This is a genomic window from Salinisphaera shabanensis E1L3A (assembly GCF_000215955.2).
Lineage (GTDB): Bacteria > Pseudomonadota > Gammaproteobacteria > Nevskiales > Salinisphaeraceae > Salinisphaera > Salinisphaera shabanensis.
On sequence record NZ_AFNV02000004.1, the window covers coordinates 91,434 to 118,128 of the forward strand.

At 60.6% G+C, this 26,695-nt stretch carries 21 protein-coding genes; 8 read left to right on the forward strand and 13 right to left on the reverse strand.

Annotated features, from left to right (window positions below):
* Window positions 1-44: 44 nt before the first annotated feature.
* From SSPSH_RS03725 to SSPSH_RS03745, 5 genes are all read right to left on the reverse strand, one after another.
* Entirely contained in the window at window positions 45-305 is a 261-nt protein-coding gene (locus SSPSH_RS03725) for a cory-CC-star protein (protein WP_006912294.1), read from the reverse strand.
* Window positions 306-335: 30 nt separating this feature from the next.
* Complete coding sequence (locus SSPSH_RS03730; RefSeq protein WP_021031375.1) at window positions 336-803, reverse strand: hypothetical protein; 468 nt, start codon at window positions 801-803, stop codon at window positions 336-338.
* Window positions 800-2,506, reverse strand: a complete 1,707-nt coding sequence (locus SSPSH_RS03735; RefSeq protein WP_006912296.1) for a carbon starvation CstA family protein — start codon at window positions 2,504-2,506, stop codon at window positions 800-802. Before SSPSH_RS03735 ends, SSPSH_RS03730 begins: the two co-directional genes overlap by 4 nt.
* Before the next feature lie 143 nt (window positions 2,507-2,649).
* Complete coding sequence (gene moeB / locus SSPSH_RS03740) at window positions 2,650-3,753, reverse strand: molybdopterin-synthase adenylyltransferase MoeB (protein WP_006912297.1); 1,104 nt, start codon at window positions 3,751-3,753, stop codon at window positions 2,650-2,652.
* A complete protein-coding gene (locus SSPSH_RS03745; protein WP_006912298.1) occupies window positions 3,750-5,117 on the reverse strand; it encodes a DNA recombination protein RmuC in 1,368 nt (455 codons plus the stop codon). The genes moeB and SSPSH_RS03745 overlap by 4 nt, the downstream gene beginning before the upstream one ends.
* Before the next feature lie 138 nt (window positions 5,118-5,255).
* On the opposite strand from SSPSH_RS03745, the gene SSPSH_RS03750 reads away from it, so the two are divergent.
* On the forward strand, window positions 5,256-7,166 hold the full coding sequence (locus SSPSH_RS03750) for an ATP-binding cassette domain-containing protein (RefSeq protein ID WP_006912299.1): 1,911 nt from the start codon (window positions 5,256-5,258) through the stop codon (window positions 7,164-7,166).
* 147 nt (window positions 7,167-7,313) lie between these two features.
* On the opposite strand, the gene SSPSH_RS03755 is transcribed toward SSPSH_RS03750, so the two are convergent.
* Window positions 7,314-7,907, reverse strand: a complete 594-nt coding sequence (locus SSPSH_RS03755) for a YceI family protein (RefSeq protein ID WP_006912300.1) — start codon at window positions 7,905-7,907, stop codon at window positions 7,314-7,316.
* A gap of 119 nt (window positions 7,908-8,026) precedes the next feature.
* On the opposite strand from SSPSH_RS03755, the gene nei reads away from it, so the two are divergent.
* Window positions 8,027-8,872 carry an endonuclease VIII gene (nei, locus tag SSPSH_RS03760; protein WP_006912301.1) on the forward strand — a complete coding sequence of 282 codons (846 nt, stop codon included), beginning with the start codon at window positions 8,027-8,029 and terminating at the stop codon, window positions 8,870-8,872.
* A 9-nt stretch (window positions 8,873-8,881) separates the two neighbouring features.
* Here nei and SSPSH_RS03765 read toward each other — a convergent pair whose 3' ends face one another.
* Window positions 8,882-9,484, reverse strand: coding sequence for an exopolysaccharide biosynthesis protein (locus SSPSH_RS03765; protein WP_006912302.1), 603 nt, complete (start codon window positions 9,482-9,484; stop codon window positions 8,882-8,884).
* Between the two features lie 116 nt (window positions 9,485-9,600).
* Here SSPSH_RS03765 and SSPSH_RS03770 point away from each other — a divergent pair, with 116 nt between their 5' ends.
* Window positions 9,601-10,584, forward strand: coding sequence for an aldo/keto reductase (locus tag SSPSH_RS03770; protein ID WP_006912303.1), 984 nt, complete (start codon window positions 9,601-9,603; stop codon window positions 10,582-10,584).
* Between the two features lie 52 nt (window positions 10,585-10,636).
* On the opposite strand, the gene SSPSH_RS03775 is transcribed toward SSPSH_RS03770, so the two are convergent.
* Window positions 10,637-11,968, reverse strand: a complete 1,332-nt coding sequence (locus tag SSPSH_RS03775; protein WP_006912304.1) for a lytic murein transglycosylase — start codon at window positions 11,966-11,968, stop codon at window positions 10,637-10,639.
* Window positions 11,969-11,995: 27 nt separating this feature from the next.
* On the reverse strand, window positions 11,996-13,189 hold the full coding sequence (locus SSPSH_RS03780; protein ID WP_006912305.1) for a BaiN/RdsA family NAD(P)/FAD-dependent oxidoreductase: 1,194 nt from the start codon (window positions 13,187-13,189) through the stop codon (window positions 11,996-11,998).
* A 350-nt stretch (window positions 13,190-13,539) separates the two neighbouring features.
* Between SSPSH_RS03780 and SSPSH_RS03785 the strand changes: the two genes are divergently transcribed.
* From SSPSH_RS03785 to SSPSH_RS03800, 4 genes are all read left to right on the forward strand, one after another.
* The gene (locus SSPSH_RS03785; RefSeq protein ID WP_006912306.1) at window positions 13,540-14,559 is read left to right on the forward strand and encodes a hypothetical protein; all 1,020 of its coding nucleotides are present in this window, start codon (window positions 13,540-13,542) and stop codon (window positions 14,557-14,559) included.
* Window positions 14,559-16,697, forward strand: a complete 2,139-nt coding sequence (locus SSPSH_RS03790) for a TRAP transporter large permease subunit (protein WP_006912307.1) — start codon at window positions 14,559-14,561, stop codon at window positions 16,695-16,697. The genes SSPSH_RS03785 and SSPSH_RS03790 overlap by 1 nt, the downstream gene beginning before the upstream one ends.
* 81 nt (window positions 16,698-16,778) lie before the next feature.
* Window positions 16,779-17,825 (forward strand): putative solute-binding protein, encoded by a 1,047-nt coding sequence (locus SSPSH_RS03795; protein ID WP_021031377.1) that lies wholly within the window; start codon window positions 16,779-16,781, stop codon window positions 17,823-17,825.
* Window positions 17,826-18,122: 297 nt separating this feature from the next.
* Window positions 18,123-19,583, forward strand: a complete 1,461-nt coding sequence (locus SSPSH_RS03800) for an alanine/glycine:cation symporter family protein (RefSeq protein WP_021031378.1) — start codon at window positions 18,123-18,125, stop codon at window positions 19,581-19,583.
* 94 nt (window positions 19,584-19,677) lie between these two features.
* On the opposite strand, the gene SSPSH_RS03805 is transcribed toward SSPSH_RS03800, so the two are convergent.
* The 4 genes from SSPSH_RS03805 to SSPSH_RS03820 form a co-directional block, all read right to left on the reverse strand.
* The gene (locus SSPSH_RS03805) at window positions 19,678-19,884 is read right to left on the reverse strand and encodes a hypothetical protein (RefSeq protein WP_006912310.1); all 207 of its coding nucleotides are present in this window, start codon (window positions 19,882-19,884) and stop codon (window positions 19,678-19,680) included.
* 105 nt (window positions 19,885-19,989) lie between these two features.
* The gene (gene cqsA, locus SSPSH_RS03810; protein WP_006912311.1) at window positions 19,990-21,255 is read right to left on the reverse strand and encodes an alpha-hydroxyketone-type quorum-sensing autoinducer synthase; all 1,266 of its coding nucleotides are present in this window, start codon (window positions 21,253-21,255) and stop codon (window positions 19,990-19,992) included.
* A gap of 314 nt (window positions 21,256-21,569) precedes the next feature.
* On the reverse strand, window positions 21,570-22,592 hold the full coding sequence (locus SSPSH_RS03815; RefSeq protein WP_021031379.1) for a response regulator: 1,023 nt from the start codon (window positions 22,590-22,592) through the stop codon (window positions 21,570-21,572).
* Window positions 22,585-23,745 (reverse strand): sensor histidine kinase, encoded by a 1,161-nt coding sequence (locus SSPSH_RS03820; RefSeq protein WP_161627800.1) that lies wholly within the window; start codon window positions 23,743-23,745, stop codon window positions 22,585-22,587. Before SSPSH_RS03820 ends, SSPSH_RS03815 begins: the two co-directional genes overlap by 8 nt.
* A 466-nt stretch (window positions 23,746-24,211) precedes the next feature.
* On the opposite strand from SSPSH_RS03820, the gene SSPSH_RS03825 reads away from it, so the two are divergent.
* Window positions 24,212-26,647 carry an EAL domain-containing protein gene (locus SSPSH_RS03825; RefSeq protein ID WP_006912314.1) on the forward strand — a complete coding sequence of 812 codons (2,436 nt, stop codon included), beginning with the start codon at window positions 24,212-24,214 and terminating at the stop codon, window positions 26,645-26,647.
* Window positions 26,648-26,695 lie beyond the last annotated feature (48 nt).

The following is a 26,695-nucleotide window of genomic DNA, read 5'->3' on the forward strand; positions in this document are numbered from 1 at the left end:
CGCACGTTGAAGTGCGTCGCGTGGCCGCCCTCAGCGTGCTCGGCTCAACAGCACACGCCCGCCTCGGGAAACGTCTCCATGCCCATGCGCTGGTGCCAGCGATGAAACGCCTCGATCAGGTCGGGGTAGAGCTCCAGGGCATAGTAGTCTGCCGGCCCTGGAATACCGAGCGCTTCCAGAAATAACAACGCGACCAATGCGTCCTCTTCCGAGCGTGCCTCGCGGGCAATACCGGCCCGCCACGGCGCCATGAACAGCTCGTCGTGATAATCGGAGAAACGCTGCCAGAGGCTCTTATCTGTCATTGAGGTGTCCGATCGAAAAACAATAGGACGTTATGCGTTGAGTGGACGTGCCGTCCAGGCAAGCACTCTATCGACGACGACCTGTGCGCTCGGCAGGCGGCCCGAATACAGCGTCTTGCCATCCACGACCACAGCGACCGGCGCGCCCGCGCGTGCCATGGCTCGACAGGCTGAAAACGCCGTGCTGCCGTTGGCACGGGCCGCGCGCCATACCGCCGGGTAAAGCCAGATCAGGTTACGTGGATCGGCTATCACCAGTTCGAGATCGGGTGCGGCTTGCGCCAGCGCCCGATAGATCTCGCCGATCTGTTCCATACGTGCTCGGCTCTGGCTGAAATCGGCCGCCGCGCCCAGCGCGGTATGGCGTTCGCCCAGCCGGCCACAACAGCCGGAACCGCTATGCTGGGCATCCTGCTCGCGCACCAGAATCACCTGATGCGAACGCCTGCCCCTAGCCTGGCCGCGCGAGGCCGGGCCGACGGCAGACGTCGAACTCACGACTCTTCGGCGGCAGCGCTCGGGTTGCGACGTTCACGATTGAAGGCCGTGAACGCCTCCACCGCGAGCCAGGCTGCGAGCACAAAGATCGCGGCATCCATGACCAAGAGCAGCCAGTCGCCCTTGGCGAAGAAGTCGCCGAGGTTGAGCAACAACGCCCAGGTGGTCATGAACAACAGGAACACCAGCGGAATGAGTGCCGCCAGCGGATTGCGATTACGCGCCAGCAGCCAGACGCCGATGATCGACAACGCCAGACCTGCCGTGAGCTGATTGGTCGTACCGAACAATGTCCATAGCCGGCCGAAGGCAAAGCCCTTGCCGCCGGCGCTGTCGCCGCCGGGCACCAGCGCCAGACCGAGCGGAATGAGCACTGCCAGCGTGGTCAGCAGATTCACGCGTCCGACCAGCGACTTGATACCGGCCAGTTCCGAAATTTCTTCGAGAATGTAGCGCTGCAGGCGTACGCCGGTATCCATGGTTGTACCCGCGAAGGTGATGACCACTACCGCCGCAAACGTGGCACCCAAGGTTGCCGGAATGCCGAGATTGCTCAGGAAATGACCGGTACCGTTGACGAAGTGGCCCAACGCCCCGCCGGACGCCGCGCCAAAATCGGCATAGGCCGTATTCCAGTCGCCCGCTGCACCGAGACCGGCCGTACAGGCCAGAATCGCGGCCAGCGCCAGCGCGCCCTCGCCCAGCGCACCGCCGTAGCCGACGAAGCGCGCCTCGGTTTCGTTGCCGAGCTGCTTGGACGTGGTGCCGGACGCGACCAGACTATGAAAGCCCGAGATCGCACCACAGGCCACGGTGATGAACAGATACGGGAACCAGTGCGGCGAATTCGGGGCGACCTCGTTAACCGCCGGCGCGCTGATCGTATCCCAGCCAATGAGGACACCCAGGAATATCACCACCAGTGCCACGATCAGCTGCTGACCGTTGATGTAGTCGCGCGGTTGCAGCAGCACCCAGACCGGCAGGCGTGAGGCAATCCAGGTATAGGCAAAGATCAGAATGATCCAGGTCGTACGTACCGACAGACCCACCGCCTCGGCCAGACCATCGACATAGATCGGATAGGCCTGACCCACCGGAATCGCCACATAGAGCAGCAACAGACCCAGTATTGATGGAATGACGATCGACCGGCCCATCCGGTAGGCCCATTGGCCGATGAACACCGCAATCGGAATCACGATGAGCGCCGGAATGACCGCGCCCGGATTACTTTCGAACAGTATCGCCATGACCACGCCAAACACGGCGTTCACGAGCGTAAGCAAGAAGAAGATGATCAGCAGGAACAGCGTACTCGCCCGTGCCGACACGACCTTGCCGGACAAGGTGCCGATGTTCTGGCCGCGGTTGCGGGCTGATACCACGATGGAACCGAAATCATGTACGCCCGCGGCGAATATCGTGCCCAGAACCACCCAGGTGAGCGCCGGCAACCAGCCCCAGTAGACAGCAATGGCCGGGCCCACAATAGGCGCTGCCCCCGCCACGGAGGTGAAGTGGTGACCGAGCAGCACATGCTTGTGGGTGGGCACGAAATCCACGCCGTCGCGCATTGCATGGGCGGGCGTGACGAAATTGGGATCGAGCCGATAGACCTTTTCAGCCAGATAGCGCGAATAGAACTTGTAAGCGAAATAAAACGCGACGAGCGTAATCACGATTAGAAGAAAGGCTGGCATCTCGTCTCCCCACGCTGTCGCGCCCTGAACGGCTTGGCGCTGTGTAATCGGCGAATGCTAGCAATGGCATCCGAAACGCCGCTAGTCGACTATCGTCGATCGCATCGATACCAAAAGCCGGATGGAACTGCGTATCGCCCGCCTCAGGCGGTACCGCAGACCACACAGTGCGGCTCGGCCGGTATCTGCAGACTGCGCCAGCGGTGCGTCCGGGCGTCGAGTGTAAGCACCCGCGCGCTGAGCGTATCCGCCATGCCGACGATCAGCTTGATGGCTTCCAGGGCCTGCAGCGTGCCCACCAGGCCCGGCACCACGCCCAGCACACCGGCCTCGGCACAGGTCGGCGCGGACCCCGCTGGCGGCGCGCTGGCGAAGAGGCAGCGATAACACGGCTGGCCGCCGGCCGGGAATACGCCGACCTGGCCGGAAAAACGCTCGACCGCACCATAGACCAGCGCGATTTTTGCCGCCACACAGGCATCGTTGATGGCATAGCGGGCCGTGAAATTGTCGCTGCCGTCGACCACCAGATCATAGCCGGCCACCAGGTCGGCGGCGTTGTCGGCACTCACGCGGTTTTCAATGGGCCGTATATCGATACTCGGATTGAGCGCGGTGAGCGTGGCCATGGCCGAGCGCACCTTGGGCTGGCCGACGCTGGCATCGCGATGCAGGATCTGGCGATGCAGGTTGGAGCGATCGACCACATCGTGATCGACGATGCCGATATGCCCTACCCCGGCCGCGGCCAGATAATACGCTGCCGGCGAGCCGAGCCCGCCGGCGCCAATCACCAGCACCCGCGCATCGCGCAGCTTGGTCTGGCCGGCTTCGCCGACCTCCGGCAGGGTGAGCTGGCGCGCATAGCGGGCACGATCGGCGGTATCGAGCATGGCCGGCGTTTCGAATGCCAGCCCCGCGTCCTTCCAGGCGTCGAAGCCGCCTTCGACCGAGCGCACATCGGCATAACCCAGCCGCGAAAGCTGATCTGCAGCCAGCAGCGAGCGCGAACCCGACGCGCACAGCAGCAGAATGGTCTGGTTCGGATCGCTGACCTGCTGTTCGATACGCATTTCCAGAAAACCACGGCCCAATGGCTTGGCGCCCACCGGCGTGCCTTCGGCAATCTCGTCGGCCTCGCGAATATCCACAAGCAGCGCGCCCTCGCGCGCGAGTTCAGCCGCACGCGCGGCGCTCACCGGCGGGATGCGCTCACGCAAGGCAGCGAGTTGATCTTTAAGACTCATGGGGTCGATCCCGCGTCGTCATTGTCGTTATCACTATCGTCTTCTGGGCTTTCTAGTGCGTCTTCGGCGTCGGCCCCCAGTTCGGCCTGGCGTGTCCACGCCGCACCGATGGACTTGCTGGTATTCGCGCCCATTTTCTTGAGCTGTTCGCTGCGCCGCACGATATTGCCGCGCCCGCTCACCAGCTTGTTGCGGGCGGAATCGAAGGCCTTGTTGGCGGTATCCATGGCCCGGCCGAGCTTGTCCAGATCGTCCACGAAGCCCACGAACTTGTCGTAGAGCGCGCCGGCCTTGTTGGCGATTTCGGCCGCGTTTTCTTCCTGCTGCTGGAGTTTCCACAGGTTGGCGATCGCCCGCAGCATGGGCATGAGCGTGGTCGGCGACACCAGCGCGATGTTGGCATCCAGCGCTTCGCGCTGCAGATCGAAATCGCCGCGCAGTGCCTCCACATAGGCCGCTTCCGAAGGGATGAACATGAACACGTAGTCGAGTGTTTCGATCCGGTCGATGTTCTGATAATTCTTGGCCGACAAGCCTTTCAGATGACGCCGCACCGAGGCCACGTGATCGGCCAGGGCCGCACGACGCGTGGTTTCGTCTTCGGCCTCATGCACGCGCAGATAGGCGGTCAGCGATACCTTGGCATCGACTACGATGCTGCGCTGTTCGGGCAGATGCACCACCGCGTCGGGCAGCTGGCGATTGCCGTCTTCGGTGGTCGCGGCAAACTGGGTTTCGTACTGCACGCCTTTTTCCAGCCCCGAGCGCTCGAGCACGGTTTCCAGAATCATTTCGCCCCAGTTGCCCTGGGTCTTGGATTCGCCGCGTAGCGCATTGGCGAGATTGGTGGCGTCTTCGGCGATGGCCTTGTTGGACTGTTCGAGCAGGCGCACCTGCTCGGCCAGGGCCGAGCGCTGACGGTTTTCCTGATCGTAGGCCTCACGAACCTGTTTTTCGAAGCGGCCGATATGCTCGCGCAGCGGGTTGATCAGTGGTTCCAGGCTGGCCTTGTTCTGTTCGGTGAAGGCACGACTTTTTTCTTCCAGAATTTCCTGCGAAAGCGTTTTGAACTGATGCGTCAGCGCTTCCCGGGCTTCGGTCAGCGTCTTGAGCTTGTCCTCGGCGTGGCGGCGCTCGGCGTCCAGACGGGTTTCCAGCCGCGCATTTTCTGCACGCGCCTCGTCCAGCGCAGCGCGGGTGTCCGCGATTTCTGTAGCCCGCGTTTCGGCTTCGCGCAGCGCGCTGCTGCGCTCCGCGGCCAGCTGTGCCTGTTTCGAGCGCGCCCAGAGCAGCACGAACACACCGCCCAGCAGCGCGCCGGCCAGTAACGCACAGGCGATATAGAGTGTTGTATCGGATGCCATCGCGAAATCGATGCTCTTGCAGGTTGGGCGTTAGTTTAAACCGCGGCGTCGAGCCCCCAGGTGCCCACCACAACGAGCGGGCCTGCCAACGCGTACAATACGCGCTTCGTTTTCCCAGCTCGCGATGTGGTCGCGCCCATGATTCTGCAACTGCGCAACCTGCGTCTGGCCTATGGCACCCACCCGCTGCTCGACGACGCCGAACTGAGCATCGACCGCGGCGAACGTGTCGCCCTGGTCGGCCGTAACGGCACCGGCAAGTCCACGCTCATGCGGATCGTCTCGCGCGAAATCGAGCCGGACGAAGTCATTCGCGAACAAAAGCCGGATCTGCGTATCGCGCGCCTCGAACAGGAAGTGCCGGCCGGTACGTCAGGCGCCGTATTCGACGTCGTCGCCGGCGGCCTCGGCGATGTCGGCGCAGCGCTGGCACGTTTTCATGAATTGACCGCGCGCCTGTCGGCCGGCGAGGACGTCATGGACGCTTTCTCCCAGGCCCAGGCCCAGGTCGAGGCCATGGACGGCTGGACGCTCGCGCCGCAGGTCGAGTCCACGTTGTCGCGGCTCAATCTGGATGCCGACTGGCAGTTCGAAGCCCTGTCCGGCGGGCAGAAACGCCGCGTGCTGCTCGCCCGCGCGCTGGTACAGGAACCGGACCTGCTGCTGCTCGACGAGCCGACCAACCATCTCGATATCAGCGCGATTGCCCAGCTCGAAGAAATGCTGCTGGCCTGGAACGGCGCGCTGCTGTTCATTACCCATGACCGCGCCTTTCTGAAGAATCTGGCCACACGCATCATCGATCTGGATCGCGGCAAGCTCACCTCCTGGCCCGGTGATTACGACACGTTTACCGAAGGCAAGGAAAAGATGCTGGCCGACGAGGAGAAGGCCAACGCCTTGTTCGACAAGCGCCTTGCCCAGGAAGAGGTCTGGATTCGCCAGGGCATCAAGGCCCGGCGTACCCGCAACGAAGGCCGCGTACGCGCATTGAAAGCCATGCGTGCTGAACGCGCCGAACGCCGTGAACGTGGCGGCAACGCCAATATCATCACCCAGGACGCCGCGCGATCCGGCAAGCACGTGATCGTGGCCGAAAACCTGGCCTATACCTGGCGCGACGGCAACAACGAAAAACCGATCGTCAATAATCTGTCGACGGTGATCCAGCGCGGCGACAAGGTCGGCATCATCGGCCCCAACGGCTGTGGCAAGACCACGCTCATCAACCTGTTGCTTGGCCGTATCGAGCCCGATGCCGGCACCATCAAGCTCGGTACCAATCTCGATATCGCCCATTTCGATCAGCACCGCGCCGCGCTCGACGACTCCATCAGCGTGCTCGACAACGTGGCGCAGGGACGCTCCTCGATCACCATCAACGGCCAGGATCGGCACGTGATGAGTTATCTGCAGGACTTTCTATTCTCGCCCAAGCGCGCCCGCAGCCCTACGCACGTGCTCTCCGGCGGTGAACGCAACCGTCTGCTGCTGGCCAAGCTGTTCACCCGCCCGGCCAACCTGCTGATCATGGACGAGCCCACCAACGATCTCGACGTGGAAACCCTGGAGCTGCTCGAAGAACGGCTGATGAGCTACGAAGGCACTCTGCTGCTCGTTTCTCATGACCGTGCCTTTTTGGACAACGTGGTCACCAGCAGCCTCGTGTTCGAAGGCAATGGCGAGGTCAACGACTATGTGGGCGGGTATACCGACTGGCTGCGCCAGCGTCCGCGTAGCGCCGAGCCCACCCCAGCGCCGGCTGGCAAGAAGAGCAAGCCCGCGCCCCAGCCAGCGCCGGCCGCATCCAAACCCAAGCCAGCCAATCCGCTAAGCAGCAACGAGCGCAAGGAACTGCGTTCCCTGCCCGATACGATCGAAAAGCTTGAGAAAACGATAGCGGGCTACGAGGCCGAGTTCGGCAAGGCGGGCTTCTATGACAAGCCGGCGGACGAAATCAAACGCAAGACCGAAGCGCTGGGCAAGGCACAGAGCGAGCTCGAGGAGGCGTTGGTGCGTTGGGAAGCGTTGGAGGCGCGTCAGGGCTGATTCGGTCGGGCGCTGAACCGAGCATTCGCTCACGCTCCACGCGTGTGTTCGTCATGCTCTCCCACGCCGAAACTTTTCGGCCCGAGCCTCAAGCAAAAAAAACCGGCGGCTCTTTCAAGCCACCGGCTTTGTACGAGCTGCGCTAACTCAGCTCTTATCGTTCGGCCGATTGGCCTCGACCTCGATCTGAATATCGACTTCGTCAGCGACCATCGGTACGTACTTGTCCATACCGAACTCGCTGCGCTTGATCTCGGTTTCAGCCGAGAAGCCGCAGGTGTATTTCTTCTCGTCCATCGGATTGGTCTTGCAGACGATGTCATCGACATCGAGCGTAACCGGCTTGGTCGTACCATGCATGGTCAGATCGCCTTCTACCGTGGCTTCATCGTCGCCATCGAACGTCACGCGCGTCGACTTGAAACGCATCTCCGGATATTTGTCGACTTCGAAAAAGCCTTCCGTGTCACGCAGGTGTTCGTCGCGCTTGTCGTGACCGGTATCCACCGTGGCCGGATCGAGCGTCACGTTCACGCTGCTGGTATCGCCCTCGCGATCCATCACGATTTCGCCGCCGGTTACGTCGATACGGCCGTGCATGGTGGATAGGCCCATATGGCCGATCTCGAAATTACCGTAGGTATGCGATGGATCGACCGTGTAGGTTTCAGCTGCGTTGGCACTCATGGCCGTCGCGGCGAGCATGCCAGTCGCGGCCAGACCGATAATGGTTTTATTCATACGATTCACTTGCTTGCGGTTTTGGGTTTTGATGGCTGCATCCGAGTCTATCGGATTTTAAGTAGATGCTGATTTACCCGAGCCTAGCGCCTCTCCACATAAGCCAAACTGAACGACGAATGCCCGAAGGCCCTGAAATACGACGCATGGTGGACGACATCGAGGCCGCGATCGGCGGCCGTGATGCCGACACGGTATTTTTCGCCTTCGAACGCTACAAGGGTTTCGAGTCGGCGCTGGGCGGGCGCCGGGTCACCGCCGTCGAGGCACGCGGCAAGGCGGTACTGGTGTTTTTCGCCGCGCGCGGCGACGACGCGCCCTGGTGTGTCTATAGCCATAACCAGCTGTATGGCCAGTGGCGCATCGGCCGATCCAATGCCTTACCCACCACCAGGCGCCAGCTGCGATTCGCGGTAACCGCCGAACCGCGCGCCGCCCGGTTGTATAGCGCATCCGATATCCGGCTCATACGCCCGGATGCACTCGATGAAGTGCCTTATCTCGCCAAGCTCGGCCCGGACTTGCTGAACGATGCGGACGTGGACGATGACCGATTGGCGCAACAGCTCAACGAGGCGCGTTTCGCCGGCCGAGCGCTGGGCGGCCTCTTGCTCGACCAGGGGTTCATCGCAGGCGTCGGCAATTACCTACGCTCCGAAATCCTGTTCGTGGCCGGCCTGCACCCGGCACGCAAGCCGAAATCGTTGACCGGCGACGAACGCGCCCGATTGATCGCGGCGACGCGCTGCATGATCGAACGCGCCTACCGACTCAAAGGGATAACCAACGACCCACAGCGTGCGCAACACCTCAAAACCCAAGGCAAGCGCTTCGGCGCGCGCCGGCATATGGTCTTCGGCCGAGCCGGCCAAGGCTGCTACGACTGCGGAGCGGGCATCGAAAAATCCACCGTCGCCAGTCGTCGGCTATACCGCTGTCCGCATTGTCAGCCGGTGCCTAGTTGATCCCCGCGCTTAGCTGATCAAGGTATAGAGGAAATAGCCGGCAAGACCCGCCGGCACGAGCCCCGCCAGCACCCAGAAGCCGTCGCGCCCGGTCAGCCCCAGCCCCATGAACGCGATGGCGAAGGCAGGTGCCGCCGCGGCAAAGGGAATGATCTCGAGCGGTACCATGCACAGCCCGAGCACGACACAGGCCAGACCGATCAGACGTGTGCCCGCCCCCTGCACGAGCACGGTCAGACGCGGCCGGACAAGCCGGTCGATACGCCGGGTCCAGGGCGTGAGTCGGCGCGAGACTTGGCGATAGCGATGCCGCTCGATCGATAGCTGTCGCAGGCGCTTGGGCAACCAGGGATGCGCCTTGCCAAAAATCAGCTGCGTGGATACCAGCGCGATCGATATGCCGCAGACACTGGGAATGCCCGGCACGGCCCCTGTAGGCAGCGCGGCGATCAACGCGAGAATGAGCACCAGCGGGCCATAGCCACGCTCGCCGATAACCTGCAGCACTTCACCGATCGAGAGTCGATCGGCGGCGCTGTTGCTTTCGGCTTTGGCGTCGGCGCTGGAATCCAGCGATTCCAGCAGCCCGGTAAGGGTCGGCTGTTGGCCCATTGGGGCATTCATTGCAGGGTGCGGATGCCCCTCAGATTAGCATGGGAGTCGCCGGTTACAGAGTGACGCGTCCTGCTTTATTGTATGAGGCATCGATTCTTCAAAGTACGGCATCAATGCAATACAAACGTCTCGGCAGCACCGGTACGAAAGTCTCGCCGCTATGCCTCGGCACCATGACCTATGGCACGCCCGAATGGCGCGAATGGGTGCTCGACGAACAGGCCAGTCGTCCGTTCATCAAACAGGCGCTGGACGCCGGCATCAATTTTTTCGATACCGCGGATATGTATTCACGCGGCGAGTCGGAACGCGTGGTCGGCAAGGCCCTGACCGACTACGCCCAACGCGACGATTTCGTACTCGCCACCAAGGTTTTCATGCCCATGGGCAACGGGCCGAACGACCGTGGGCTCTCACGCAAGCACATCATGAGCGCGATCGATGGCTCACTCGAACGGCTGGGCACCGATCACGTGGATCTCTATCAAATTCATCGCTGGGATTACGACACGCCCATCGAGGAGACGATGGAGGCACTGCATGACGTGGTGAAAGCCGGCAAGGCGCGCCATATCGGCGCCTCGTCGATGTACGCATGGCAATTCGCCAAGGCGCAGCAGGTGGCGGAACGTAATGGCTGGACGCCGTTCGTGACCATGCAACCCATGTACAACCTCGTCTATCGCGAAGAAGAACGCGAGATGCTGCCGCTATGTGCCGATCAGGGCGTGGGCGTGATTCCCTGGAGCCCGCTGGCGCGCGGCGTGCTGGCCGGCAAGACAACGCAGGGCGAAGGCGGCGAGTCCACGCGCGCTCAGACCGACGAGAACACGCGCAAATGGCAGCTCGGCGGCGAAATCGACGCGCCGGTGATCGATGCGCTACGTGAAGTGGCCGAAGCCCGCGATGTGTCGATGGCCCAGATCGCGCTGGCCTGGGTAGCGTCCAATCCGATGGTCACAGCGCCGATCGTCGGCGCCAGCAAGTCGCATCATCTCGAGCAGGCGATCCAGGCGATCGATATCGAACTGTCGGCGGATGAAAAAGAAACACTGGAAGCGCCCTACGTTCCGCACCCGATCGCCGGGCACAACTAAGCGACGGCGTACACCGCCATGCAAAGCCGGGCCGAACGCCCGGCTTTTTTTATCAGCCCGCGACCGCGCGAATCCGGCGCAATAGCTCGTGTGTCGGGTAGCCGTCTGCGGTCAGGCCATTGGCACGCTGGAAGGCCCGCAGTCCCGCACGGGTATTCGGCCCCATGATGCCGTCCGGCGTGCCGGTGCCATAGCCGAGTTCGTTGAGCAGGCGCTGCATATCCTTGATTTCGGTGCGTGAGAGGTTGGCCAGCGTCCGCGGCCAATCGCCATAAACGCCCGATGCCCCTGCGAGCCGATCGGAAAGCAGGCCGACCGCCAGCGCATAGCTGGTGGCGTTGTTGTAGCGCAGAATGGTACGAAAATTCGGCCCCACCATGAATGCCGGGCCATGCGCGCCGGCCGGGGCGATGATCGAAGCTGCGGGAAATGACGGCAAGCCGCGGCTATCCACCGCGCGAACGCCGGCACTCTGCCATTGCGACGTGCTACGTCGCGTATCCAGTTCGGCCTGGGCGTAGTCGAAGTTCGGGGGCAAAACCACTTCGCGGCCCCAGGTCTGGCCGCGCTGCCAACCGTTTTTCTGCAGATAGTTGGCGGTCGAGCCCATGACATCGGCGATGCTCGCCCAGATGTCGCGGCGACCATCACCGTCTTCATCGACCGCATAGGCCAGGAAACTGGTGGGGATGAACTGGGTGTGGCCCATCGCGCCCGCCCAGGAGCCACGCATGCGATCGCGGTCGATATCGCCATTTTCGAGAATCTTGAGCGCAGCATAGAGCTGCTCTTCGGCAAACCCCGTGCGTCGGCCGTCGTATCCGAGCGTCGACAAGGCATCGATGGTTTCGTAATTGCCGAAGTTGCTGCCGTAGTTGCTTTCTACCCCCCAGATCGCGCCGATGATCGTGCCAGGCACGCCGTAACGATTCTCGGCCTCGCGCGCCTCCTCGGCATAGGTGCCCAGCTGCTCGCGGCCCTGGCGGACGCGCGTATCGGACACGGCGCTGTCGAGATAATCCCAAATAGCGCGAGAAAACTCCGGCTGGCGGCGGTCCAGCTCGACAATACGCGGCACGAATTCGGCCCCGTCGAACGCCTCGTCGAGCGTGCGACTGGATACGCCGCGCGCGGCGGCACGCTGACGAAAATCCGCGATCCAGCGTTCGAAGCCTGCCGTGTCGCGTACCGGCTCCGCCGACGCGGTCGCAACAGCCGGGGGCGCCGACATGCGCATATCGGCGGCCACATCGGCGGACCCGCTTAGTGCGGTATCCGACGATTGTGCCGTTTCCACGGACTGCGATGCACAGGCGGCAAGTGTGAGCACGCCCAGTGGCAGCAGAAGGTCACGCAACTTGCTCGACACGAACCGTATCCGCATAAAAACCAACCCTTTGGAAAGAGAGCCCTAGACTACCTCGCCTGCCGCCTTCGCGGACGCCCAGGCCCATTGAAAATTGTGCCCGCCGAGATGGCCGGTCACATCGACCACCTCACCGATGAAGTACAGGCCGTCCACGTTCTTTACGGCCAATGTGGCCGAGGACAGCACATTCGTATCGACACCGCCGAGTGTAACCTCCGCCGTGCGATAGCCTTCCGTAGCGTCGGGGGTGAACGGCCATGCGGAAAGTTCTCCGACAAGCGCTGAAGTCTTGGCTTCGTCCAACTGCTTGAGCCGCGCGTTGCCCGGCGTACAGCGCTCGGCCAGCCAGTTCGCCAGTCGACGCGGAAAACGTTTTGCGAGCGCGCTTGCCAGGCGAGCGTTCGGGCGCGCTGCGCGCTCCCCGTCGAGCCAACCGCCGACCGGCTCGCCTGCAAACCAGTCGATTGCCACCGTATCGCCCGGCTGCCAGTACGAAGACACCTGCAACATGGCCGGCCCACTCAAGCCGCGATGGGTGAACAGCAACCCGGCCTCGAACATGCCGTCGTTGCAGGCGGCTTCCACGGTGGTCCCGATCCCCGAGAGCTCGGCGAATGCCGAGCGCGCCGAGCCGTCGACGGTGAACGGGACAAGCCCTGCACGAGTCGCATGAACCGGCAGACCGAAATCGCGGGCTATGCGATAGCCGATATCACTCGCCCCCATCTTAGGGATCGACAAGCCGCCGGTCGCCACGACCACGCTCTCGGCATGCAGCGTGACTGCAGACGTGGTGACTTCGAAGCCGCCCTGCGCAGGACGGGTCACGCGCTCGATCGGCTCATTTACGCGAATCTCCACACCCGCCGACGCGCATTCATCGAGCAGCATGGCTACGATCTGCTTGGACGACTCGTCGCAGAAAAGCTGACCGCGTTCTTTTTCGTGGTAGGCAATGCCGTGCGCTTCGACCAGTGCAATGAAATCCGCTGGCGTATAGCGCGCCAGCGCCGACTTGCAGAAATGCGGGTTCGCGGAAAGGAAATTCTCCGGGCCGCTGTACAGATTGGTGAAATTGCAGCGCCCGCCGCCGGACATGAGAATCTTTTTACCGCAGCGCTTGCTGCCCTCGATCACGACCACTCGTCGGCCGCGCGCGCCAGCCACCGCTGCGCACATCAGCCCGGCTGCGCCGCCGCCGAGCACGATCACGTCTGTCGATCGATTGACGTTCATCCTACCGCCATGGTCTCTAGAAACAGCGCCCCGAACTGACACGAAACGCGTATGAATCCGGGCTTTTCAGCAGGTGATTGTCGCACGAGCGCGGGCGCCGTCGGGAGGCTGATCGAACGCGTACGCTGCGCCCTGCTTTCGATGAAACTTGGTTTCGGCCCGCGTAAAAGATATATTTTCCGAACTGCCCGTGGCGTTGTGGTCATCGATGTCGGATATTGATCGCAGTCCATGACGGCATGCACCGCTGGACCCCATGCGCCAACGGCACGACAAAAAGACGGCTTAGCCGCAGCACGCGTGGTGCGAGAACGTAAGACTTACAACAATACGTAGGAGGCTTAAACGCCATGCTGAAGAGACTCTCGCTGCCCCTCGTGGCAGGCCTCGTCGTTGGTTTGAGTGGCTGCGGCCTCATCTACAAGCCCACCGGGCACGTGCTCGCGCATTATTCGCAGGACGAAGTCGTACCGTATGTGATCGGCAGCGGTGATCTGGACCTGGCCGCTTGCGGTACCGGCATGGGGCAGCATCAGTTTCTTTCCTCCTTCAGCCGTGTCATCGGTCGGCCCTCCAACGTGTTGCTGAATACCAGCCTGCTCGCCGGCCTGTGCGCTGAAGCCGAGGCCCAGGAAGCACAGCTGCGCTTCGCACGAGCGCTGCGCGAAGGCAATACCGAAGAAGCACGCGATGCGCGTATCGAATCCCAACGCCTGTTCCGGCGTACTGCGCTGCGCCGCTATGCGGTTTATCGCGATACGGTGGATGCCTTCGGCGAACTGGGCAACGGCGAATGTCCTTCGCTGGGCAACGACACCGAAGAATTCGAGTACATGGCAGGCACGTTGACCTCGATTCAGGCACTGCTGAGCGATATTCAAGCCTCGAGCAGCGTAGGCGTACCGCAGGATGTCGCCGCGCGGGCCGGGCGTGCAACGACATGCATGGACAACGAAAAATGGTGGGGCGTGCCGAATGCCCTGCAAGCCGTCGTGTGGCTCAGCGTTCCCGGCACCATGCCGGAAGGCAAGGACCCTTGGGCGCAGCTCAAGGAAGCCGCCGACTATGGTGAAACCAAGGGCATGCCGATGGCCGCCATGCTGTATGCGGTGGCCGGCTATGGGCAGTCCGACGACGCCCGCGAGAAAGAAGGAATTCGCCAGGTTGCCAAGATCTACAATGCCGGCGACGGGCCGGAAGATTATCTGATTCTCAGCGAAGTGGCCTACGCACAAGCGCTTTATCTGTCCGATCGCATCTGGACACGCGAAACCGGTCAGCGCACACCGTTTCTCGCGCTCGGCGATTTCCCCGGCGAAGATAGCAGCGACTCGGATTCGGACTTCGACGCGGACAGCTTTCTTAACTGATGACTAATCAAAATCATGGTGGCGGATCGGCCCCGGTCGATCCGCATAGCGACGATCTGTCCACGACATACAGTGCAGGCCGTAACTGGCTGATTACATTGCCCATCGCGGCATTGCTGCTGTTGGCGATCCTGTTCGGCACGAGTGCGTTCATTCACGGCCAGCTGCTCAGCCTTGGCGGCGATATCTGGCAGAACTACAACATGTTACGCGTCGACATGGCCGAGCCGGCCTGCGACCCGGACATGGATATCGACGCCCGCGTAGCCCAGAGCCAGTCCAGCGCTTCAGCCGCACCCGATGAGGACAGCCTCTTCGACGCCGGACCGTCGGACCCGAAAGCGCTGCGCCGTTCGCTGGAGGCTCAACGCGGGCAGTGCCGTGAGAGCTACGAACGTTACGAATACAACCAGCAGACGACCTCGACGTCGACGCTGCGTGCCTACCGTTCCCTCGAACTGGGCATGGGTCGTATCAACCAGATGGGCCAGGGCGTCCAGGCTTATATTCTGGTACTGCTGATCATGCTGGGCGGGTTCATAGCGCTCGCGCTCAATGAACAGATCGCACTGCGCATGCCCAAGTCGCGACTGGACTACCGCGTCAGCGCTGGCGCCCAGGTGGCCGCCAATCTTGCAATGGCCGTGAGTGGCTTCGTCTGGCTGCGACTGGATTCGGGCGGTGACTTCGGCCTAAACCTCACCTGGCTCGTCGGCTTTCTGGCGCTCGCCGCCGTCGCCGCCTATCGCTTTTTCAAGGTGCCCGCAACCGCCACGCCCGGCGGCTCGATTCTGCGTGCACAGCTTGCTATACCGCTATATTGCTGGCTCGCGCTGGTGAGCCTGCTTTATTTTTTCATCAGCGAAGGCTATATCGCTGGGCCGGCCATCCAGCTCACCAAAATGATCCGTTTCGCGGATCTTTATACGGGCATCGGCCTGTACGTGTGGGTCGGCATGATGCTCAAACACACGCGCATCGCCGAGTTGCTGTTCGGCGTGTTCCGCTCCTGGGAGATGCGCCCCGAGTTCATCGTGATCATCGTGGTGATCGCCTCGGCCTGGCCCACGGCTTATACCGGCGCATCGGGCATCTTCGTGCTCGCGATCGGCGCGGTGATCTATCAGGAGCTGCGTATTGCCGGCACCTATCGACAACTGGCCGTCGCCTCGACTGCGATGTCGGGCAGCATGGGCGTGGTGCTCAACCCCTGTCTGATGGTGGTGATCATCGCCGCCCTCAACCGTCAGGTCACGACTGACCAGTTGTATGGCTGGGGCTTATACGTGTTCGCACTTACCGCACTGCTGTTCACGGCTTTCGTATACATGACGCGCAAGAGTCGCCCCCATCTGGCAACGCCCGACGATGCCCTGCCGGCCACACGCCGCGCCCTCGGGCCTATCATTCCGTATGTGGTAATTGGCGTCGTCGTGGTGCTCATCTACGCGAAACTGCTCGGGCAGAGCTTCAACGAGTTCTCGGCGCCGGTCATTCTGCCGCTGATGATGATCGCCCTGCTCGGCTACGACCGCTGGCGTGCCCGTCGTCTCTACGACAAGGCGATCTATGCTGCCGACCGCGGTCAGGCCAAGGCGCCCGATCACGAACCGGCCGGTTTCTGGAATGCGCTGCGTGCCTCAACCGCCGACACCTCGATGCTGCTTGGCGCACTGCTGATGCTGATGGTGCTTTCCATCGTATTCGGCGGCGTGATGGAGCGCTCCGGCATCATGGAGCTGTTCCCCGAAAACCTCGGCAGTGTCTGGTATGCCACCAGTATTCTGGTGGTGATGCTGGTGATCATCGGCATGATCATGGAGCCATACGGCGCCATCATTCTGGTCAGCGCCACGCTGGCGCCGTTGGCCTACGACAACGGCATCAATCCGGTGCATTTCTGGATGATCGTGCTCGTGGCGTTCGAGCTGGGTTACCTGAGCCCGCCGGTCGCGCTCAACCAATTGTTGACACGTCAGGTGATCGGCGACGCCGAAATTCAGGCAGCGAAGGCCGAGGTCGCCAACGATCCGAGTTTCTGGCGACGCCACGAAGCAATGCTGCTGCCGATCACGGTGATGGGCTCCTCGCTACTGCTGGTGGCCTTCATCCCGCTGATTTTCATGAAGCTGTTCTAGCGTGTGCGCTGTGGCACCGCTCGTTCCTGCAACGAACGTCTTTGAGCCCGTACTAGAAGACAACTCCGGAGGATATGATCCATGCTGTCCCGAAAAATGACCTCTTATCTGGGTGCAGCCGCGCTCGGCGCCGCGGCCCTGTTCGGCGGCGCACTACAAACTGCCAGCGCCCAGGAAACCCGTTCGCTTTGCGTCTACGACCCCATTGGCGCCAACGGCTTTATCTACCAATCGTTTCAGGATTACGTCGTACAGGCGCGTGAATGGGGCATCAAGCTCAACACGCGTGCCTATACCGACGAAGCCGTGGCCGCGAACGACTTCAAGGCCGGCAAGTGCGATATGGTCGGCGTAACCGGCATCCGGGCGATTCACTTCGTGAAATTCGCCGGTAGTCTCGATATGGCCGGGGGGCTGCAGACCTACGATCAGGAAAAGACGGCGATCAAGGTCATGTCCAGCCCCAAGGCGGCCGATCGTATGACCGAAGACGATTATGAAGTCGTCGGCGTGGTGCCGCTGGGCAAGGCGTTCCTGTTCTCGCGCGACAAGAGCTATCTGGAGAGCCTGGATACGGTGGCCGGCAAGAAGATCGCGGTCATGTCCTACGACAAGCAGGCATCCACGCTGGCCAATGTGGCCGGCGCCTCGCCGGTGGGTGCGTCGATCGCGTCCTTCGGGCCGATGTTCAACAACGGCAGCGTGGACCTGGCCTATGCGCCGTCCTTCGCCTATAACGCGCTCGAACTCTACAAAGGCCTCGGTGAACAGGGCGGCATTGCCGACTTTGTGCTCGGCATGCTGTCGGGCCAGTTGATCATTCATAAGGACAAGTTCGAGGACGGCTTCGGGCAGAAGTCGCGCGAATGGGTATTCAACAACATGTATGACTCGACCATGCGTCGGGTAAAAAACGCTGACCAGGAGATTCCGGACAAGTACTGGGTACATATCTCCGGCGAACGCGATGCGAACTATCGTGAGATGTTCCGCAACACGCGCCAGAAACTCTGGGACGACAACTGGTACGACCACGACATGCAGCACATGCTCAAAAAGATCCGTTGCTCGACCGATGCCGGCCTGGCCGAATGCAGTCAGCCCAGCGAGGGTGGCGCGATCAACTGATCCTCGCCTGCGGTTCCAGCCCGTCGCATGCCCAGGCATGCGACGGGTTTTTTTTGGACTTCATGTGCACAATCCAAAGCGGTTGTAAATTTCCGACAGTCCGACTAATCGCTCTCTAGCGTTCATCTTGTAGCGGGCGTAGGCTCGATCGAAACGCTGGGGTGAAAGCGTTTAGCCAACACTCAAGACATCTTGCGAGTACAGCTGGCGTAACAATTGCTTTAGTGCACCACGCGGCGAAGCGTGATGGCACGCCATACGCTCGCCTATCCGAACGGCATACAGGGGAACTCAATAATGGAATTCGTTGAAACGCTGCGCGGCGCGATCTACGCCGTGATGACGCCGGTTAGCGACTTTGTCTGGACATACATCCTGTTCTATCTCCTATTCGGCGCCGGCGTGGTGTTCACGGTGGCCACGCGGTTCATGCAGTTTCGAATGCTCGGGCACATGATCCGAATCACATTCGATAGCCGCAGCAGCGATCAGGGCGTGAGTTCCTTTCAGGCCTTGGCGACCTCGCTGGCCGCCCGGGTAGGCACCGGCAATCTGGCTGGTGTGGCCCTGGCCCTCTGGGTCGGCGGCCCGGGCGCCGTGTTCTGGATGTGGATGACCGCGCTTGTCGGTCTCGCGACGACATTCATCGAATGCACGCTGGGGCAGGTATACAAGATTCACTACGCCGACGGCGTGTATCGCGGCGGGCCCGCCTATTACATCGAACGTGCCCTCGGCCAGCGCTGGATGAGCATCATCTTTGCGGTGTTCTTGATCATCGCCTACGGCTTCGCGTTCTCGGGCGCTCAGGCCAATACCATCGCCAAAGGCATGGAAGGCGCATTTGATATCCCGACCTGGGCGACCGGTATTACGCTGGTGGTACTCGCCGGTATCGTTGTTTACGGCGGTCTGCGCTCGATTGCCAAGACCGCCGAGAAGATCGTGCCGCTCATGGCCATCGCTTATTTTCTGGTCGCAGTCTATATTCTTATCGCGAACTACGAGCAGGTTCCGGGCATGCTCTGGCTGATCGTTCAGAGTGCCTTCGGCTTCGGTCCGGCCGTAGGTGGCGCCGTGGGCTATACCATCAAGGTTGCCATGGAGAATGGCGTCAAACGCGGATTGTTCTCCAACGAAGCCGGCATGGGCTCGACCCCGAACGCCGCCGCGACTGCAGAGGTCAATCACCCCGCCGCGCAGGGGCTGGTGCAATCATTCGGCGTGATCGTCGATACGCTGATCATCTGCAGCTGTACTGCAGTCGTGATTCTCTTGTCCGGTGTCTACGACCAGATGCTGGCAACCCAGACCGGCGATGATTCGATGCAGGGCATTCAGCTCACGCAGGACGCCATGGCCGACCACTTGGGCAGCTTCGGCGTCGGCTTCATCGCGATCGCTATCTTCTTCTTCGCCTATACCTCGATTCTGGCGAACTTTGCCTACACCGAGATCAATCTGGAATATCTGGCGGGCAAACATCACAAAAAAGCCGTCACAATTCTACGACCGCTGATTCTGGCCATGGTCATGATCGGCTCGATGGCCACACTGACTTTCGTATGGGACTTCGCCGATCTGGCGATGGGCTTGATGGCAACGACCAACCTGATCGCCATTCTGCTGCTGTTACCGATCGCGTTACGCGTGCTCAAGGACTATGAGCGCCAACGCGCCGAAGGCATCGAAGAGCCGGTATTCCACCGCGCCGTACTGAAGAACCCGGATCAGGTCGAACCGGGCATCTGGGATTGAAATTCACGGCGTAGCGCAAGCCGCGCAATGAAAATGGTGCGGGCCTGTCGACCAAGAATCGGCAGGCCCGCATTCAGTCCACGCAGATGACCCGCTAGAGAATCTGCCGGCCCTGCCATTTCAGCGAGGCATCTTTGTCTTTAGCGCGTTCACGGGCACGCGCTATAAGCGAGTCGAAATCCTCGGGGTTTTCGAGCGTCTCCTCGATCCTGTCAGGATCGTCACCTTGCTGATCGGCGATCGCCTGCAGTATTTCGACGCTGGTATCGGTCTTCTCGCTGAGTTCGTTCAGGTCCGTCATAGTTTCGCACTCTTTCGTCATGTCTCGGTTTCGACAAACACTGGCGCGAATCATTCCCGAGAGAGGCTCCGTACATATACGGGCCGACACACATGCACACATCGTTCACGCCGCGTTAGCGCGTACCAGCGCAGGGCGCTTGCCGCCGCGCCGTGTCGACGGCCAGTTGGCCAGATCGACCTCATTGCGAATATCGCGACAGACATCGATCACCCGATTGAGCTGAGAATAACTATGGTTGCAGTTGACAGACAGTCGGATCAACGAACGCTTCGTCGCAGTAGCGGGCGCACAGAACACAGAGCCGAACACACCACGCGATTCCAGTGCGTCGCGCAATACGATGGTCTGCTCCTCCGGGCCTGACTCGAGCGCGATCATCTGCGCCTCGCCGCTATCGACGTTATAACCCAGTGCATCAAGATGGCGCCTTAGATAAGCGGCGTTCGCATGCAGCCGCTCGCGCTCGTGATTGGCGCCTTTGATCAGATCGAGCGTACGCGACAGCGCTGCAATATCGTGGGGCAACAGCGAGGAGCTGAAAATCGCCGGGAACGAGTTGTACTTGATGAACTGACGCAGTCGCTCGCTGCAGGCAATCAACCCTGCCCGACCGGCAAAGGCCTTGGCCAGACTCGCGGTCACGAAGTGCACTTGCGATTCCAGACCCAGCCCGGCTACCAGGCCGCGCCCCTGGTCGCCGTGCGTACCCAGGGAATGGGACTCATCGACGATCATCACACAGCCATGCCGATTGGCCACCGCGACGAGCTCCTTCAACGGCGCGATACTGCCCGTCGTGCTGTAGATCGAGTCCACCACGATGATGCCCGCGCCATTGCGCTTGATCATCGTTTCGAGGTGTGACGGGTCGTTGTGCCGGAACGGCTTCCATTCCAGTCCAGCACTGCGCACACCTTCCCAGAGAGAGGCATGGGCAAACATGTCGACATAGACTGGCGTACCCGGCGCGCCGATCGATTGAATCAACCCGACGTTCGCCGCATAACCCGACTGGCAAAGCAGGCTCGACTCCATACGCATCCAACGGGCCATACGCCGTTCCAGGTGTAGTTGCGGGCTGTCACCATGCAGATAGACGCCGGACATCACGACCGTATTGTCGGACGCACGCAGACAATCGATCTGTGCCTGAATGACTTCGGGATGATTGGCGAGGTCCAGATAGTCGTTAGTGACCATCAGAATCGAATTCGCATCGGGCTGGCGACCGTGCATGATATGCCCGCCCTTCCACGTCTTCTCGACGCGCTCACGAAAATAGTGGTCCACGTGTCGCTTGAGAAACGTGGGTTCCGCGACTGACTTCGGCCGGAGGGAGGAATAGCTGGAAGCTTCAAATTCGTTCATGACAACCTCGTATTGGTATTGATATGGCGGTTCATTGCTTTTTCGATCTGACAATTTTTGTCAGTAACGCAATTTTCTATTGAACTCTATTTATATTAAATATCTGCGCCATACAAAATTGCGAGGCGTCAATAGCACGCAATTTTATGTTTGCCGAGGCAATATCAGGATGTGTCCGAACGAATGTTTGAAAAGCGCACAGCCACGCTTTTCCATGAATACCTCACCGGCTATCTATAACAGGCGATAGCCAAGCACGAATAAGGCCTCGCGTGGGCCAGCGCAACGATGCACAGGCAGGCGTATGCACGCGACTACATCAGCGAATAACCCATCGTATCTAACCACTCGAGATAACGATTGAAGGTCGACCTTGGCCGCGACATCCCATGTTCACCGGGGTCCGATTCGAACACCGCCCAGCGATAATTGCGCGCCCCATTTATGCACTCCGCCACCCGCATATGCGATTTCCAGTGACGGTACGCGTCAGATGTGACGTTCTGCGCACGACTCATAAATGCCGGATCCAGCAAGTTTTCGCCAGAACGCAGCAATCGAACGCATTCCGCGGGCGCACCGAGCGCTGCGGCCTGATCGACAAGTGCCTGCTGCTCGAGTTCGTCGACTATGACCAGCCGGTAGAGCTCGCCGTCCCCATCAATCAACAGGAAACCGGCGGGATTGAACACCATGTAATATTCGACGAATTCGTATCTCGAACGCAGCGTCCCGAGCAGCTCCGCGATCGCCTCGTCGCCAAGCAACGGCGGCATTTCGATATCGAAGACGTCGATTGCTGTCTTGAATGTCTCCAGAATGTGCGCGTGCTGGAGTTCGCGAATCGTACGATTGAGGTGTTCGTAGACGTTGTGTTCGCTTTTACGGATGTAACGATCGATTACGCCGTCGTTGAACCCCTCCACCGCTTCCGTTTCCGTGGCTACGCCGGTAAACAGAATCTTTTTTATATGCGGATCGCGAATCCGTCGGCAGAACTCCAGCCCGTTCATGCGCGGCATGGCGTAATCGATCATCGCGATCGATATGCGTGAGAAGCGGTTGGTGAAATGCATCTCGCGCGCAAGCGCGTCAGTATCGAGCGTTACATGCCGGCGCCCCTCCTGCTCGTCCTCCAAACGGAAGAACCGTTGCCGCGACGGCGACTCGTCGTCGCGATCATTGATATAGGCGAGCGCTTTTTCGGTGGAGTCGAACAACAGATACGGTAAATCCGCTTCCAACTGAAGGCTCAAATTGCCCAGAAAATCAATGTCGTCGTCGACAAGCACGATTTGAGTGGGATGAAAATACGGCGCTAAACGGGTTTTACTCATCGCGGCCTACTGCGGGAAACAACATGACGAATTCGGTATAACGTCCAACAACGGAATGGCACCGAATATCGCCGCCAAAACTGGTCATCACCATACGCGCGAACGCCAGGCCGATGCCGGTGCCCTGGCCGTTTGGCATGGCTGAATAGAATCGCTCGAAAATACGCGGCAGCACGTCCGGGTGTATACCGGGGCCGGTGTCGCGAAAATACAGCCGATGCGCACCGCCCGGCTCTCGCTCGGCCCAGATACGGATATCACCCGCATCCGCTCGTGCAAGAAAATAAAGCGCGTTCTTCAGCAAATTGAAAAGCACGTGCACCATCAGCAGCGGCGATCCATAGAAACGAAAGTCTGCGCTGGCATCCCAGTGCACCAGTTCGCGTTCACGCACGGAATGAAACGGATACCGCTCGAGCGCGGTTTGCACGCATGCACCGACCGAACTGACCTCGAAGGACGTCTCGTCGATCGTGGTACGGCTCGAATTGACGAGCAGCATATCCAGGATGACGTTCGTATATTCCGCCTCAGTGTGGATGCGATCGAGTACCGAATGCATCTCGCGATAGTGGGCAGTGCGTATGCGTTTGACCGGTAGCCCATGTGCCCGCGCCATATCGAAGCCTTCGAAGATGGCCGGCAAATAATTCTGCAAACCGCGCGCACCGCTGCGAATCCCGAGCATTGGCGTGCGCAACTCGTGCGCCATCGTACCCACCGCCGAGGTGATCGCGGCCAGCTTCTCTCGCGCTACGAGCTCGGTTTTGTAGTTAAAAACGCTGCCGCCCAGCAAGGCGAACAGATAGGTCGGTACCAACTGGGCCAATGTGTCGGACTGCTCGCCCATATCGCCCCCGATCGCCACATAGGCCAGACATGCCGCGGCTGTGCCGATCAGCGCCATCAGCATGATCATCAGCCAGTCGAATACCAGCAGAACGAGAAATAACGAGGCTGCCATCGTCGACAGAGCCCAGACCGTGACGAAATGGTTCATCAACGCCATGAACACGAAGAAGAACGGCAACTGGTAGATCAGAATCAGGAACCAGTAGACGGTGATGCCGCGTCGCCACTCATCCGCGCGGAACAGGTAACGCTCAAAGAGCATGGGTAGCGCGACGATCACGCTGAAAGCGCGCAGCCACACACTCTCAAACCCTTGCGGCTGGAACTCCGTCCAATACACGTAAAAAAGCGGATGACAGACGACCGCAACGATCGCAAACATTCGCATGTTGGCCAGCGAATACGTCGCGCTTTGGTTCAACGACGCTTTCAGGCGAACTCGCAAGCGTCGAACAATGCTCGGCACTTGAGCGGAGGACAATGTTATTGGACGCCGTAAAAACACGTTAACGTCCCGTGTCCCGGTTTCGATTCGCAGGTCTTCGTTGATATAAATCGGCAGCCATCGCTACATCCTATACGTGGACCTTGAAAATTCGTAGCATCCCGGAACTAAAGGCAACGCTACACAGTGGTTTTTCGTACTGTTTGCGCTATGATTCGAGCCTGCAAACGTCGATAGAGGCTATCGCAAAAGTTATGTTTTCCAATCGCCGCTTGCGCTTTTCGACTGATCGCCACTTTAATCTGCCCGGAACTCACCGGCCATGAAGCTTGCGCCCCGCCGCCTCATTGCCATCGCGGTTGCACTCAGCGTAGTGCTTGCAACCCAGATCGTCGTACTGAGCGCGAGCTATCGAGCGGGCGCACTCGCAGGCATGACTACGCTCGGCCTGGCCTGTATCTCGATCCTCAGCACACTCCTACTTTGCTGGCTTGCGCTTAAGTCCACCCAATCAAATCGCGAGCAGACGCTCGCACCGCTGATCAGCTGGCTTGATCAGTCCGATATCGTCAGTGAACGCGCATCACACCGCCCACCGGTCTTGACTGGCGCCAACGCTCGCCTTGTCGACGCCGTCGAAAATCTCGTGGGCCGGGTTCAAAGCTATCGCGACAAGCTGCTGGTACGCCACCAGCGCGTACAACGACTGTTGCGCAACGTGACCGATGTGCTCTACCACACCGACAACGAAGGTCGAATCAGCTGGATCACCGACACGGTGACGGACATGCTCGGCTACCGCCCGGGCGAATTGGAAGGCCGCCCCCTGCGGGACGTGCTTGCCAACGCACAAGACGAGCGCGTGCTGCTCGACAGTACGCAACTGCATCGGCACCCCACCCGTGTTTATCGCCGCAGCGGCGAGATTGCCTGGCTGCTGATATCGTCTCGCCGTATCGACGACGCAGCCGGCAATGCGATCGGCAGCGAAGGCGTATGCCGAGACGGTACGCGCCTGATAGAAACGCAGCAGGCGCTCAATGAGGAGAAGGAGCGCGCCCAGGTCACGCTGGCTTCGATAGGCGACGCGGTGATCACGACCAATGCCGCCGGGGCAGTCGATTATCTCAACCCGCGCGCGGAACAGATGCTTGGGGTTAATGTCGACGACGCCACGGGGCGGCATTTCGACAAGCTCTGCAATTTCGTCGATACCGAGCGCAACGTGGCGGTGAACGGGCTGGTTCATAAGTGCCTGGCCAGCGGCGCACTGCAGGAGCACGACGAAGACCTGACGCTCTACGACCGAGCACCCGAGAAAACCGGCCATACCGTCAAGGTCACCATCTCGCCGATCCGCGATAGCGATCAGGTGATAACCGGCACCGTCATCGTGCTGCATGACATCACGCGGCTACAGCAGATATCGCGGGAAATGGCCTACCAGGCCAACCACGATCTGATTACGGATCTACCCAACCGGCGTGCGTTCGAACAATCGCTTGATCAAGCGCTGGCCGTGGTCGACGAAAAACACAGTCATGTGTTGTGCTATATCGATCTCGATCAGTTCAAGCTGGTCAACGATACCTGCGGCCACAACGCCGGCGATGAGATGCTGCGTCAGATTGCCGCGCGATTGGGCAGTTGTATTCGTGCCAACGATACGCTAGCTCGTCTAGGCGGCGACGAATTCGGGCTGATCATGCGCGATATGTCCCCCAGTGACGCGCAAGCCAAGGCCGAGGAATTGCGCACGAAAATCGATCGCTTCCGTTTCCGTTGGGACGAAAAGCTCTTCCGACTGGGTGCCAGCGTGGGCGTTGCCTCCATCGACCGCGAGGCAATCGATGCCACCGAACTGTTGCGCCGGGCGGATACGGCCTGTTATCTGGCCAAGGAAAAAGGCCGCAATCAAGTCTATGTCTACCACGGCGACAGTGACGAAACGCTCACCCGCCACGGCGACATGCAACGCATGCAACAGATCAGCGAGGCGCTGGACAGCAACAGCTTCGAGCTATTTGCCCAGTTCATACAGCCGATCGACCGTCGCGAACACGAGCGTTGCGGGGTCGAACTGCTATTGCGCGTTCGCGACACGGACGGCTCGATTCTTTCGCCCCAGAACTTCTTGATTACCGCCGAACGCTACAATATCGCTCCGCGTATCGACCGCTGGGTACTGCACCGCGCGATCCGGCTGATCACCCAGGCCGGCGACGATCATGCGGCCATCGAGCACTACAGCATCAACATCTCCGGCCAATCGATCACCGACGAACACTTCGTGGACTACGCACGCGGTTTGATCGAGGCATCGAGCGTTGATCCACATCGGCTGGTCTTCGAGATCACCGAAACGGCCGCGGTCACCAACACCCACCGCGCTGGCGAACTCATTCGTTCGCTGCGCGCGCTCGGTTGCCGCTTCTCACTGGATGATTTCGGTAGCGGCCTGAGCTCGTTTTCCTATCTCAAGAACCTGCCGTCGGATTTCATCAAGATCGATGGCAAGCTGGTATCGAACATCCTCACCGATCCGGTCGAGCGTTCCATAGTCGAGGCCATCAACCAGGTCGGCCAGGCGATGGGCTTGCTGACGGTGGCCGAACACGTGGAAACACGGGCCATGCTGGACGCGCTGCGCGCTATCGGCGTCGACTACGCCCAAGGCTACTACGTGGCGCGTCCGATCCCCTTCGAAATGCTGTCGGCGGCACTGGGCACCCGTGAACGCGTCGTGCGCGCGCGCTGATTTGTCGACCGGCGGAATCCACGGCCCGCATATCGCGCGTATCATCGA